This is a genomic window from Parapedobacter deserti (assembly GCF_042646065.1).
Lineage (GTDB): Bacteria > Bacteroidota > Bacteroidia > Sphingobacteriales > Sphingobacteriaceae > Parapedobacter > Parapedobacter deserti.
The window spans coordinates 961,868-975,566 of the sequence record NZ_JBHRTA010000038.1; the positions used below are offsets into that span (position 1 = coordinate 961,868).

Consider the following 13,699-nt stretch of genomic DNA (forward strand, 5'->3'; position numbering starts at 1 on the left):
GTTATGACCGTGGCGGACGGAAAATTTCGATGTTACGTTCCGGCAGTACAAAGGGTAGCTCTACAGGCTGATCGTCTGCTTCTGCGCCCACCGGAAATGTCAGCATTGACCTTTCGGCAAGGACCGCAGGCTGGTAGCTGACTTTCTGTGATTCTTTTTCTGAGTTCTTTTCTTTTTCTTCGGCCTGCCTGAGTTTCTCGGCCAGATAGCATTGGCCGTCACAATGGAGCATCGGCCTGTCTTTGTTTATACAGAAAAACTCGACAATGTACCGTTGGTTGAGTTCAAAGGCGGCCGTGACCAATATACGCGATATGGTCTCCGTAAAGACCGAAAAGATAAGCATTATCGCGATGAGCCGACTGACCATAACGCGGCAAACTTACTGCGAAATCCCGAAATGTGCAACGGTTGTTCAAAATTTTCCGTCATGCAGGCCGCTGATCGCTCCGCTTATCAGATTTTTTCCTTATTGCTGTCTTTTCCCGGATTCATCGAGCGCTCATTCAAAGTTCTTGCAAAATCTTTTTTATCTTTCCTGTTTCTCCGGAGCAGCAGGAAAACAAGGATGAAGACGGCGAGCAAGACAGGAGCTACAATCCAATAATTCATGTCGACCAATATTAAACCAAAAAAGTAGCTTAAAAACCAGCAACGGCCGGTAGCATGGCGCAAACATCGCTACCGGCCCGCTTTGGTCTGCCCTTCTTTTTTAATATGCTTCAAGAATAGTGCCTTTACAAGTAAGGCATCACTGGTTTATCGTTAACCGGTCGCGGGCAATGTCCTCCCAACGATATAACTGAAACGTTTTGTCGTCACTCATGGCAACAAAAAGGCCGTGTCTGAAATCATCGTTTAAGGGGGATGATACGATGTCCGAGCCATCGCTTTCGCTGGTCGACACCTGGATACTGGTGATCAGCGGATGGTTATGCGGGTCATCATCGCCTTTGCGCGGGTAAATGTTAAACCGATTGGCCTGCTGGTCTGATACGAGTATGTAGCCAGTGCTGTCAGAAGTTTTGTAGATGCTGATGCCCTCGTGGTCATCGGCAAATCCCTGCGTGGCAAACAGCGCCAGTTCTTCGTTTCCTTTCGTAGGGTCCGCATAATATTTCCGTACGCCTATTTGTTCATCAGCGTAATAAACGTAGCCCAACTCGTTGTCCACGGCGATGGCTTCTATTTCTTTGTGTCCGCTATAGTGGCCGAATTTGCGTACCAAAGTTGCCCGGACAAGGCCGCCGCCGTCTTCCAGCAGGTACTGCCACAGGTAAGTGCCATCCGTGGGGCCGTTCTTACGGCCTACCACTGCGTAAATGTTTCCGTTAGGGGCCGTATACAGTGCAATACCCATGGGATCACGGTATTCGGGGCCGGTTTCTCCTTCGAAGACTGCGATGCCTCCTCCATCTATCGCTTTCATATCCGGAAGAGAGAAGACACGGAGCTTATTTGTCATCCGTTCGGTAGTTACCGCGATGTCTATTGGCTGGCCAGCTAACCGAAGTCCATACGCCACGTCGACATTGTTAGGTCTTTTCAGCCCGCTGACGGTCTTTTCATGAATGATCTTTCCTTTCAGGTCGAACACATACAAGCCCCCGTTTTCATTTTTGTCCGTCCCGATAATGAGGGATTGGGCTGGGTCTACCGGATTAACCCAGATAGCGGGGTCATCGGTATCGTACGTTACAGGCTCGGTGGTATACAGGGGGGTGACTACCGTGTCCGCTATTGCCGTATCAGCAGATGTCTGCCGACCGCCACTGGTACAGGCTGCCATAAGGATTGATATGGCTGAAATAATAAAGCTGTTGTTTACTGTTTTTTTTGTCATCATTATGCTTGGTTAATTAAACGTTGTTCAATACTATAAATCCAATTTCACGCCGAGGTTGAACCGTGGACGATAATATTCCGCTTGCATGGTGCGCGAACGGAAACCTTGATAATACCTCAACGGCTGATTGGTCAGGTTATTTGCCTCGGCGAAAATCCGGAGGTTGCGTTGCACCTTATAAGAGGCGTTGACGTCGAGGAAAAACTGTTCGTCATAATACGCATCATCAAAGCTGGTGGCTGCTAATTCGTCCAAATACGCAGCGGTGTAGTGTGCGGATGTCCTGACCGAAAGTCGGTTGTTTTCCCATGATAGCGAGCCGTTCAGCATATGCGGAGCCGTTCCCGGCAAATGAATGCCCTCTCTTTCGTTGCCGTCTTCGTCGGTCACGCCTGTTGCGTTCGAAGCGACAAACGTGTAGTTGGCATAAATGCCGAGTCCGCGGAAGAATTTACCGGGGAGGAAGTCCAGCTGCCGCTGGAAAGCTACTTCAAATCCATATAGGTCTACGGTACCTCCATTGCGTATTTGGGTGAACTGCCATGTTTCGCCAGGTGCTATCGGATTATTTTCTGAAGGGAAATCAATAACAAACTTATCGGCTGTGTACTGCTGGTCAACGAAAGTGTAGATAAAATCGGTGAGGCGTTTATAGAATACTCCGCCGGAAACCAGACCAATTGACTTAAAATAGTTTTCAGCCATCAAATCACCATTGTATGAAAGCGTCGCATTCAGGTCGGGATTTCCGGCATGTATCTCCGCATCCGATCCCGGAATGACACTGAGGTAGGGAGCGAGCGCGTAGTAATTGGGCCTGGCCAATGCAGTAGTGAACGCTCCCCTCATGACGAACGATTCGGTAGGCTTATAGTTGAACGTCAGGTTGGGGAAGATGTTGGTGTAGCTGTTCCGAATGGTGCGTGATCCAAGGAGGTCTTCTTCGTCTTCGATGATGTTGCCTGTGTATTCCAATCCGGTATGTTCCAGCCGGGCGCCGACAATCACTGAAAACTGGTTGCCGAGGTCTTGGTCCCAGCGGATGTACCCCGCATAAATGCTTTCCCTTGCATCATAGTTCTCCATCAGGTAATCATCCGGTATGGCCTCTTCCTCGAATTGGGAGGCATCATCCAGGCGAAGCCCGCCGAGAAACTGGGGCGCGGCAAACAAACCGGGGACAAATCCGTCGCCGATAAGCAGTGGGGTCGCGAAATTCACCGTTTGTACATCCCGCAGGGTAGCGAAGGCACTTTCATTGATGGGTTCATATTCAAAAGCGAGGTTGTCGCGAACTTTGGTTTTCAATCGGATACGTCCGCCAAAGCGCAAACGGCCTTTTTGGTTGTCAATGACTGAAAGCGGAACCCGGAAATTTATTTTTGCACCGAACTCCGTTTCCCGGGTGAACCCATGTCCTTCGGTTATTTCGTTAAAGCCGAGCCCCATTTGATCGCCAGCGGTAACGGTATACAGTGGGAAATAGCTGTCGCCGTTGGATGAAACGGAGAATTCGCCACTTCTGAACAGCGCATAGCGTTCGTTTGGCTTCTTTTCCGATGCCGTGGAATAGCTGGCCGCCCAGTCCATGTCCAAAGCGGATCCAAGCAAGTGGTCTCCTCTCAACGAATAGTTCTGCACTTGCTGCGTTTCCAGACGCCTGTTTTTGTTCCTGCCCGCGGCACCTCCTTTAAGTTCGCGTCCGACACGTCCGGTATACCCGGTTATTGCCGAAGGATTGCTCTCGCTGTATATCGGGGCGACGTTGTCAACACGAAACCGGAAACGGTTTTCCAGGTCGTCACGCCAATTGTACATTGCGCCGGCGGTCAGTGTATGGTTTTCACCGAGACGGAAGTCGAAAGTGCCGGACATACTCCGGCGGACCCGTTGCACATCATAGCGCCTGATATCTTGCTGCCGGACGTATGCGTTGCCATGACTATCTTGCGTCCACGTGGCCTCGATGTTATCGGAGCCATAGTCGTTGTTGTTATAAGAGCCACTGAGCACGATGCCGATGGCGTCATTCGCAAACCGGTTGCCATATACGAAACCTCCGGTGTACAGGGGTTTTTCCCTTATGGGGTTGTAGCCGCCGGACAGCGTAGCTGAAATTCGCTGGCCATTTGGAGAGGCCCGGGTGATTAGGTCTACAGAGCCGCCGATTGCATCGGCATCCATATCCGGGGTAAGGGTCTTGTTTACCACGATGGTCTGAATCATATCGGCCGGAATCAGGTCCATCTGTACGCGACGGTTATCCCCTTCGGCAGACGGAATACGGTCCCCGTTTAATGTCACGGAGTTCAGTTCGGGAGCCAGACCACGGATGATGATGTCTCTTGCTTCACCTTGGTCATTTTGCATGGCAATACCAGGTACACGCTTAAGTGCATCGCCGATGTTGGCGTCGGGAAATCGACCTACTTGATCCGAACTGATCACGTTGGAGATGTTGACATTGTTTTTCTGTTGATTGATTGCACTGGCTTGGCCGCGCAGGCGATCGCCGATGATGACCACTTCACCGAGCTGCGTGTCGCCGGGCTCCAACTGGAAATCGACCCGGACGTTCCCCGCCGCTGTTACCGTAACTGTTCTGGTCTGCGGGGGATAGCCAAGATAGTTGATCGATATTTCATAAGTGCCACTGGGTACACCGAGGAACTCATATTCGCCAGTTTGCGAAGAAACCGTATAGCGATTGCCTATATTGATACGCAGAGTGGCTCCGGGTAAAGATAAGCGGGTCGAGCCGTCTATCACCCTGCCTGATATTACGCCATTTTGTTGCGCAAATGCCGTCAGTGAAATCAATAGGGCCAGCGGCAGTATGAAAAATACAAATTTCATGTTGTTGAGTTGTTTGTAACGGGATATTGTTGGTGATAACCTCATAACTGCTTCGTATTTGTTTCGGGAGACAAAGATTGCGTGGATCAATCGGGTAGCCAACTGGTTAGCGTAAACAAAATGTATACAGCCTTATGAATAGCATAAACAGGATGGCAACATGATTGGTTTTTTTCTGAATAATGCGTTGATTATCAGTATTTTATTTCTTAAAGTATTGCCATTAAGTTTGTGTTAAACCACGGTTATCGCAAACGTACGACGGGAAAGCTACAAGCGTTGGATAAAAGCACCCAGGTTTTCACCTTCTTCAAGGTTCAGTTTCTTTCGCAGCCGGTAGCGGGATATTCGTAGACTATCTTGGGAAATTCCAAGCATGGTGGCAATATCAGCTGAGCTCAGATTCATTTTCAACAATGCGGCCAATCGGAAGTCGGCTGAGGTAAGCGCATCGCTGTGTTTTTTCAGGCTATCAAAAAAATGTTCATGCACCCGCTCGAACACAATGCGGAAATCGTCCCAGTTTTTATCTTGATTGCTGTTGAAATTGATCAGTCCGATCAGCTGTTTAAGCTCTTTCCGTTGATCTCTTTTGTCGTCCTTGATCATGTGGTGGAGCTTGTTTTTCAGCTCCTCCAGGAGCTGGTTTTTCTGGATGAGGTGTAAGGTGTGGGTGGTAAGCTCTTTACTTTTTAGTTCCAATTCGGCTTTCAGGTTTTCTTCTTTGAGCTGTTTGTTATGCAGGTCGGTCTCCAGCGCTTTTTTCTGCGCTTCATAGAGCATGCTATTCTGTTCATGGAGCTGCTGCTCGTTTTGCAGCTTCAGGCGTTGACGGCTGATGATACTGAAGCCCAGACTGACCAACAGGATAATAATGACTACGGCACCCGTGGTCAGAATACCATATATGCGGCGGTCTTTCCGGAATTGGCTGATGGCATCATCTTTTTGCTCCATCTCAAAAAGCGTCTGCAGGATGGTGAGCTGCTTTTTATTGTCTTCAGAAAAGATGGTGAGGAAAATGTCGCGGCCTAACTCACTATAGTGGTAAGCGCTGTCATAGCGCCCCATTAGGCCGAATGTGCGCGATAGATCGCGGTAAGCACTGGCGAGTTGATAGTGTTCATTTAGCGTATCGGCGAGGCGTGCTGCACGCCGGGTTTGGCGTAGTGCTTCTTCATAGTCGCTCGTCTTCCGGTAAACATCACCTATGTTGTTGATGATTTCAATTTGGGCCATTTGGTTGTTTTGTTGGATGTTTAGGTCCAATGCCATCATGAAATAGTGCAGTGCAGTATCCAATTGCAGCTTGTCTTCATAAATGCTACCGATATTTTCATAGATTTTGGCGATGCCAGATTGGTCTTCCACGTGGCTCAACTGTTGCAAAGCGAGGTTTTGGAAGCGGTAAGCTTGCTCATAGTTTTGGCTTTTCTCATAGGCTTGGCCGATATGTCCATATGCGTCGGCCATCCCTTGATGGTTGTCCAAATCCGAATAGAGCGCGAGCGCTTCTTGGAAGATCTCCAATGCTGCCGGGTATTGGCGGTTATAGTAATGCGTTTCACCTATTTTAATGAGTGTATTGGCCAGTGCTGCCGCATGTTTGCCCCGTTGGAAGAGTTTTAAGGCTTTGTAATAATTGTCCAGCGCCTGTGAATAGGCTGCTTGATAATAGTATACTTCACCGATTTGCTCATAGCACATGGCGGTGACATAGTCGTCTTGTTCTTCGAGGGCTTCGTTCAGTATCCGTTTGATTTGTAAAAAAGCAGCGTCGGGGTTTTGCTTAATAAGCACACGCGTATGCTCCAATGGATTGCGATTATTGATCTGCGGAAGCGCCGCTAGCGGAAAGCATAACCAAAATAGTAAAACCATTTTTATAGAAGAAAGCGGCATAAGTCCAGATACTGCCAATTTATATGCTGATAAAAAACAGCTAAAACTAACATTTGGGTATTAAGGATATGTTAAATTTAGGTTGGGTTGTTGTCGATATTCTCATTAAATACCCTGAAGGAAGTTTTATATACTCATGAAAAGCCATACCTTTGCGCCCAAAATTAACACCATGAGTTTAGTCATTATCGGCACCATTGCTTACGACGCCATTGAAACACCTTTTGGCAAAACAGACAAAATTGTGGGCGGAGCAGCTACGTTTGCGGGTCTGGCTGCAGCATATTTGTACAATCAGGTAAAACTGGTCGGCGTAGTGGGCGAGGATTTCGGTGATGACAACCTGGCGATATTCAAGTCGAGAAACATCGATCTGGAAGGCGTACAGATAAAAAAGGGGCAAAAGTCCTTTTTCTGGTCTGGCAAGTACCACAACGATATGAACAGCCGTGATACCTTGGCGACCGAGCTTAACGTGTTAGCCGATTTTGATCCGGTTGTGCCCGACAGCTATCAGGACTGCCAGTACCTGTTGCTGGGAAACCTCACGCCCCACGTGCAGCTTACCACGCTCGATAGGATGCAACGCAAGCCGAAACTGGTCGTGCTGGATACGATGAATTTTTGGATGGATACGGCATGGGATGATCTGATGAGCGTGCTTAAGCGGGTAGATGTGTTAACGATTAACGATGGGGAAGCCAGGCAGTTATCCGGCGAGTATTCCCTCGTCAAGGCCGCGGAGAAAATTCTTCAGTTCGGCCCGAAATACCTGGTCATCAAAAAAGGCGAACATGGTGCCCTGCTATTTGGCGACGGACAGATTTTTTCGGCACCAGCACTTCCGCTTGCTGAGGTTTATGACCCAACAGGCGCCGGCGACGCGTTTGCTGGAGGTTTTGTCGGTTACCTTGCCAAGGTGGGTACGATGACGTTTCATAACATGAAGAACGCCGTGGTTTTTGGTTCGGCATTAGCTTCGTTTTGTGTCGAAAAATTCGGTGCAGAACGGCTGAAGGAGCTGGACAAGGACTTGATCAGCCAGCGTATCAGCCGCTTTGTTGAACTCAGTAAGTTTGAAATAAGCGAATAAGTGGCGATTGCATGTTTGTTGTTTATAGCAGCAATATGCCGATAATCTCAAACCGGGAGAACACGTCAGCGGAATGAGGAGCCTCTGTCAGTTCCGCGGTAAGATCCTGCCCGGCCCAATGTTCGTAGTGCATGCCCCGGGACCACAGTCGGCTTTCGGAAACATCGTAGATGTATCCACAGTATGCAATCCAGATTTCTGATCTATCCTGCCCGTTTCGCAAGGCCAATTGCGACTGTGAGTACACAGGGAGCTCGTTATCGGACACCCTATGCCCGTTCGTACTTATAGACATCCAGGGCTTTTTTCATGGTTCGCCGGGCTACGTGGATCCGTGTCTTTACCGTCCCGATCGGGATGTTCAGATGTTCCGAAATCTCTTGGTACTTATAGCCCTCATAATACATGCTGAAGGGCACGTAATAGTCATCGGAAAGCTCGGCCATCGCTTGTTTGATATCCTCCATGACAAACTTGCTTTCTCCGGCGTTTGTCGCGGCGCTATGGGCTAGATGTGCGCTCGGAATTTCGTCAGACTGAGAAATGAAGGAACTGGTTTTTATTAAACGCCTGTAGTGATTGATGAAGGTGTTTTTCATGATGGTATATAACCATCCTTTGAGGTTTGTACCTTCTTTGAACTTGCTATGGTAGGTTACCGCCTTAAGCATGGTGTCCTGAACAAGGTCATTTGCATCCTCGTCGTCGTGGGTAAAATGTAGCGCATAACCTCTCAACGACTCGGCGTATTGCACCACTAATGTGTTAAACTCAAATCTCGTCATCCTTTTAAGGTTTATGGGGTTCAGCTTCTCGTCTGAATCTCCATGTTAAACATTTTGTGAGCAGATCGGCGTTCTTCTTGCCCATCTGATAAACGCTGACGTTTTACTTCGGTTTATTAGTGTTGCTTTCTCTACCGCAAGTATCGTGCTAGAAAAGATGCGCGTCGCTTCCAACGGTATGGTATGGTTTAATTTATCGGAATGTTTACAATATGTTTACTTCCCGTTCCAGAGTGATTCCGAAGCGTCGTTTGACATCATGGATGATGCGTTCGGATAATCGGTAGATGTCGGTTCCGGAGGCGTTTTTGTGGTTCACGAGTACTAATGCCTGACTCTTCCAGGTCCCCGCGTCGCCAATCCTTTTTCCTTTCCATCCGCATTGTTCAATAAGCCAACCAGCAGCGATTTTGACATGTTTATCATCTACCGGATAATATACGAAAGGCATGTCTGGAAAAGCAGACTGCAGGTGCTTCAAATGTTGCAGGGACACAATTGGATTTTTAAAAAAGCTTCCAGCATTGCCTATGGTTGAGGGGTCTGGTAATTTGTTGGTCCGGATGGCTGAAACAACCTTGGCAATGTCTCTTATAGTAGGGTCGGTGATATTTCGCTTGGCTAATTCAGTGTTAATGGCGCCATAAGATGTATTTAAGGCCGCGTCGAGTGAGAGGCTCAACGTCACTTGGGTAATAATATAGCGGCCCTTCGCCTTGTTTTTAAAGAAGCTGTCTCGATAGGAAAAATGGCAAGCCTCACGGTCAAATGTAGCGACTTCCCCACGATGTGTGTCAAAAGCACGACAGCTGAGGAAGACGTCCTTTAGCTCAGCCCCGTACGCTCCGATGTTCTGTACGGGAGCGGCACCAACCGTGCCGGGTATAAGTGCCATGTTTTCAATTCCGCCAAAATTTCGGTCAACGCAGTACCATACTAGGTCGTTCCATATCACGCCGGCACCGGCGGTTACCGTTACATCGGTGCCGGAAACCGTATGTTTGATGCCTGGTATTGCCATACGGATAACCAAGCCATTGAAATTTTTAGTGAAAAGCACGTTACTGCCGCTGCCCAACACGAGTAAGGGTTTCTGGATGAGCGCTGTTGTTTGGCCGAACAGCTCGATGAGTTCGCTTTCCATCCGGATTTCAACATATTGCTTGGCAAATGTTTCGACACCGAATGTATTATATTGCTTTAATGAAAAATGCTCCTTCACCGACAGTTCCATAAAGATTGACTAATTTTTTCAATTATTCAAAACAATTTATATGTTAACGTATTAACTTTAGCGACCAAAGATACATGATTGACCGGATAGCACAACGAAGTAGATAGCATTGTATGATTAACGCAGATAAAAAGCGCACCCAAATAATTGAAGCCGCCACCCGGCGGTTTGCCCATTTCGGCCTTGCCAAAACCACGATGTCCGAAATCGCGCAGGACCTTTCTTTTTCCAAGGCGCTGCTTTACTATTATTTTCCGGACAAACATGCGTTGTATGCGGCGGTGCTTGAACATGTGATTAGTCAGTCATTTGAGGAGATCGAATCCACACTGGCTCGGATGGATGACTGTCACCTAACGATGATGTTTTTTTTAGATAAGCGCATCGAGTTTATCACGAAATACTATAATTTGCTCGAACATTCTTTTTCTGCTGTGCAACAGGTACCTGATAAAATGGACTGTGTACTGGCCAATTCTAGAGATAAGGAAGTTTCCATTATACGTAAAATCCTTGAGAAGGGCATTGACAGGGGGCAATTGCACGCCAGTGATGTGCAGGAGACCGCGGAGATCATGCTGTTTGCATTGGTAGGCATGCGATTCAGTATACTGAAGGACGCTAAGGGGATGCTGTTTCCAACCAAAGAGGAGTTCGATAAAATTTTGAACATGCAAAAGAAAATGGCTACTATTTTCTTAAAGGGGCTCCGTGCGCCAGCTTCGGAGGTCTAAAATGCGGCCGATAATCTGTTCGGCGTGTTGGCGCGAATTTTCGATAAACCACAAGTGTGTATTCATGCCGCCACACACAACGCCGGCGAGAAAGAGCCCGGGTACGTTGGTTTCCATCGTTTTTGTATCGTGGAACGGTTCTTTCGACGGATCATCTGCCAGTTTAATGCCTATCTTCTCCAAGAAAGCAAAATCGGGATGATATCCCGTGAGTGCCAATACAAAATCATTTTCAAGTGTGATGGGTCCGTCTGGTGTGCGTATGTCTACTTCATTAGGACGAATTTCGATAAGTTTGCTGTTGAAGAACGCGCGAACTTCACTGTTGGCAATCCGGTTTTCGATATCCGGGCGTACCCAGTATTTAACACGGCTTCCGATGCATCCAGCACGAACGACCATTGTGACATCCGCGCCTTTTCGGTAGGTTTCCAATGCGGCATCTACCGAAGAGTTGCTGGCTCCCACCACAACTACCTTCTGCCCGGCGTAATAGTGGGGGTCGTTGTAATAGTGGCTCACCTTGGGCAAATTTTCTCCTTTGATGCCTAGCATGCAGGGAATATCATAAAATCCGGTAGCGACCACCACATACTGGGCTGTGTAGTTCGATTTAGAAGTGATGACATCGAACCGCGCTTCTCGCCGGTGTACTGAAGTCACCTCTTCAAACAGGTGAATATTTAGCGCAAACTTCTGCTGTATGCGCCGGTAGTACTCTAGCGCTTCTGCGCGTTTAGGCTTGGGATTGACTGATACGAACGGAATTCCCCCGATTTCTAGGCGTTCAGACGTTGAAAAGAACGTCATGTTTTGCGGGTACCGGTACAAGGAGTTTACCAGACAGCCCCGTTCAACGATGAGGTAGGTCAATCCTGCTTTTTGAGCGGCAATACCGCATGCCAACCCGATGGGGCCACCACCGATAATAAGCAGGTCGTAATGTGCAGAGGGTTCTTTCATCTCATACAAAGATACACTACAGGGTGGGCAAAACAAAGTTTATGGCGAAAGCTGACCCTTGACCAGCCGGTCGCAAGTTTTGTTTAGATCGGTAGCGATCCGGTTCAGGAACTGGAGCTGGTCGGTAATTAATGTCGATTCTGCTGAGTCGATATTATTGCTGTCGATATCAACAGGCGTGTCTATTTCCATCGCCCTGAATTCCTCTTCACCGTCTTCAGGCTCCAAAAGCCGGATGCTCTGTGCGAGCAAAAACAGTGTCCTTCGGATGATTTTTACATGTTCTCCGGTGAGGGAGGCGTATTCCGCACCCTTGACCGCGTTGAGCAAAGTTACCGAGTAAGATGAAAGGATGTGGTTGAACACGACAAATTTATTCACCTCCTTGGCGTCTTTCTGTTTGCTTTTCGGCTCAGTTATCATACGTTGGAATGCCGATGCCATGTTAGCGGTGGCAACATACACTTCTTTCCGGGCAAGTTTATAATCGGTCACATTCAGCGGCTGGCCAGCAATGATCTTCAGCGCCTGGGCAAAGTAGCGATAATTCGCGATCAGCAACTTTCGCATGGTATGATGTACCTGTGTGCTTTCCCAGTTGGGCAATATGATGTAGTTTGAGAAGAACGCCAGTCCCGAGCCGATTAGCGTATCTATAATCCGTTCCCTTAGAATGGCGAGTGTGTTCATGTCGAGGAAGCTGAACATGATCAGAATATAAGGCGTCATGAACATGACGCTTACAATATAATTGATCCGGATGAGGCTGTAGGTTGCAACCATGAAGAGCAACAGAAGGATGAACAACGAAGTCTCGTCGGCAACAAGAATGAGGATAAGCGCTCCGCCAATACCACCGACGATTGTGCCGATCAATCGTTGAAAATTGCGCTGTTTCGTAAGGCCGAATCCAGGTTTCAGAATTACCAAAATTGTCAGTAATATCCAATAACTGTGCATGCCGACATTGATAGTCAATGAAAGCAAGTACCCTATACCCATCACAATGGCCATCCTTGCGGCATGCCTAAAAAGGGATGATTTCAACGTGAGATTCTCCTGCAGTTGTTTGATATCAATCGCTTTATGTTCGACAAACCGGCTGATGTCCGTTTCGGTTTGGCGAACGGAGCTTTGGGATTCCAGGTTGAAATATCCGTAAATGCTGTTCATCCGCTGAATGAGGTTGCGGACATTGATCAATATTTTCTTCAGCGGAAGTGTGTTGAGGTGATGCGTTTTTTCAACATTGTCAATGGCAGTGCGTATTCTTTCCAGGTCGTTGTTGAAACGGTATAACGCTTTTGGTCGTTTATTGGCGTTGATCTGATAGGCGAGGTGATCCAGTTCATTGGCAATTCTACGGATGGTGACGTTAAACTGCTGCAATACGCCGGTATGACCAAACTGTTCCCTAATGGAGTCGTAGTCGTAATGCGTGGCCATACTTTGTTCGAACAGATCTACAATATCTGTAAAAATCAAAATGAGTAACCTGCCGATTTTTGTCGTATCCTTGATGATGCGCTTGCTTCTGAACAGTTGGTCGCGTACATTGTCCTGATGTGTGCTTACGATAATCTGCTGCTCGATCAAATCACGATAGTTTTTATCCGTATCGGACGCTGTAGTATAGAATCTCGCCTTTATGCGGATATAATCGGCGACTTTCTGTATGGACTCGGCAAGTTCCTGCTGTGCCTGGCGGTAAGGCCTTACATGGTACAGCGAAAGGCTGAGCAGCATATACCACATACATCCGGCCAAAAGGTAAGCGATACTAGCCAGCGTGTCGAGGTTCGTGTTGTCAGCCGTATCGATATGGAGCACCATGATAAGGATTCCCATTGTGCCTACCGATGATGCCCGTGCACCGTACACGGCAAACATGGAAAGCAGGAAACTCAGTGTCACGATCACGAACATGAGCAGCAGGGGGACCCCATTGGCAAGGTGTGTGATCAATGCGGATATCAATATCACCAAAGTACATATAAACATGCCGTTCCGCCGGTGATTAAGCGGACCTGGGGTGTCTGATAATCCGACGGCCATCGCGCCCAACGAAACGGTAATGCCCGCGTGGATGTCGCCGAAAAAGGAAAAGATCAGCGCCGGAATCACGGTGCCGAACGTGATGCGAAGGCCATCGGCAAAGTATTGGCTGTAAAAAAAATTCTGGACCTCTTTTGCCTTATTCATGCACAGACGGATGGGAGTTGCAAAGATACGCAAAAATGCCCTGTCAACTGAAGAATTCGCTAAGGAATTGTTTGGTTTTCATGA

At 47.9% G+C, this 13,699-nt stretch carries 12 protein-coding genes; 2 read left to right on the forward strand and 10 right to left on the reverse strand.

Annotation, left to right across the window (positions count from 1 at the left end):
- Nucleotide 1 precedes the first annotated feature (1 nt).
- The 5 genes from ACFOET_RS16645 to ACFOET_RS16665 form a co-directional block, all read right to left on the reverse strand.
- Nucleotides 2–346 (reverse strand): hypothetical protein, encoded by a 345-nt coding sequence (locus ACFOET_RS16645; protein ID WP_379024712.1) that lies wholly within the window; start codon nucleotides 344–346, stop codon nucleotides 2–4.
- 110 nt (nucleotides 347–456) lie between these two features.
- Nucleotides 457–612, reverse strand: a complete 156-nt coding sequence (locus ACFOET_RS16650) for a hypothetical protein (protein ID WP_379024714.1) — start codon at nucleotides 610–612, stop codon at nucleotides 457–459.
- A 139-nt stretch (nucleotides 613–751) separates the two neighbouring features.
- The gene (locus ACFOET_RS16655; RefSeq protein ID WP_379024716.1) at nucleotides 752–1,846 is read right to left on the reverse strand and encodes a phytase; all 1,095 of its coding nucleotides are present in this window, start codon (nucleotides 1,844–1,846) and stop codon (nucleotides 752–754) included.
- 30 nt (nucleotides 1,847–1,876) lie between these two features.
- Entirely contained in the window at nucleotides 1,877–4,702 is a 2,826-nt protein-coding gene (locus ACFOET_RS16660; RefSeq protein WP_379024718.1) for a TonB-dependent receptor, read from the reverse strand.
- Between the two features lie 270 nt (nucleotides 4,703–4,972).
- Nucleotides 4,973–6,583, reverse strand: coding sequence for a tetratricopeptide repeat protein (locus ACFOET_RS16665; RefSeq protein WP_379024720.1), 1,611 nt, complete (start codon nucleotides 6,581–6,583; stop codon nucleotides 4,973–4,975).
- A gap of 193 nt (nucleotides 6,584–6,776) precedes the next feature.
- Between ACFOET_RS16665 and ACFOET_RS16670 the strand changes: the two genes are divergently transcribed.
- On the forward strand, nucleotides 6,777–7,697 hold the full coding sequence (locus ACFOET_RS16670; protein WP_379024722.1) for a PfkB family carbohydrate kinase: 921 nt from the start codon (nucleotides 6,777–6,779) through the stop codon (nucleotides 7,695–7,697).
- A 22-nt stretch (nucleotides 7,698–7,719) separates the two neighbouring features.
- Here the strand turns inward: ACFOET_RS16670 and ACFOET_RS16675 are convergent, their stop codons facing one another.
- The 3 genes from ACFOET_RS16675 to murB all read right to left on the reverse strand — a co-directional run bounded on the left by ACFOET_RS16675 (nucleotide 7,720) and on the right by murB (nucleotide 9,716).
- On the reverse strand, nucleotides 7,720–7,992 hold the full coding sequence (locus ACFOET_RS16675) for a cytochrome b5 domain-containing protein (RefSeq protein WP_379024724.1): 273 nt from the start codon (nucleotides 7,990–7,992) through the stop codon (nucleotides 7,720–7,722).
- A complete protein-coding gene (locus ACFOET_RS16680) occupies nucleotides 7,967–8,482 on the reverse strand; it encodes an RNA polymerase sigma factor (RefSeq protein WP_379024726.1) in 516 nt (171 codons plus the stop codon). The genes ACFOET_RS16675 and ACFOET_RS16680 overlap by 26 nt, the downstream gene beginning before the upstream one ends.
- Before the next feature lie 205 nt (nucleotides 8,483–8,687).
- A complete protein-coding gene (gene murB, locus ACFOET_RS16685) occupies nucleotides 8,688–9,716 on the reverse strand; it encodes a UDP-N-acetylmuramate dehydrogenase (RefSeq protein WP_379024728.1) in 1,029 nt (342 codons plus the stop codon).
- 113 nt (nucleotides 9,717–9,829) lie between these two features.
- Here murB and ACFOET_RS16690 point away from each other — a divergent pair, with 113 nt between their 5' ends.
- Complete coding sequence (locus ACFOET_RS16690) at nucleotides 9,830–10,450, forward strand: TetR/AcrR family transcriptional regulator (protein ID WP_379024730.1); 621 nt, start codon at nucleotides 9,830–9,832, stop codon at nucleotides 10,448–10,450.
- On the opposite strand, the gene ACFOET_RS16695 is transcribed toward ACFOET_RS16690, so the two are convergent.
- A complete protein-coding gene (locus tag ACFOET_RS16695; protein WP_379024732.1) occupies nucleotides 10,415–11,413 on the reverse strand; it encodes a YpdA family putative bacillithiol disulfide reductase in 999 nt (332 codons plus the stop codon). The genes ACFOET_RS16690 and ACFOET_RS16695 overlap by 36 nt on opposite strands.
- 39 nt (nucleotides 11,414–11,452) lie before the next feature.
- Nucleotides 11,453–13,615, reverse strand: a complete 2,163-nt coding sequence (locus tag ACFOET_RS16700; RefSeq protein ID WP_379024734.1) for an FUSC family membrane protein — start codon at nucleotides 13,613–13,615, stop codon at nucleotides 11,453–11,455.
- Between the last annotated feature and the right edge of the window lie 84 nt (nucleotides 13,616–13,699).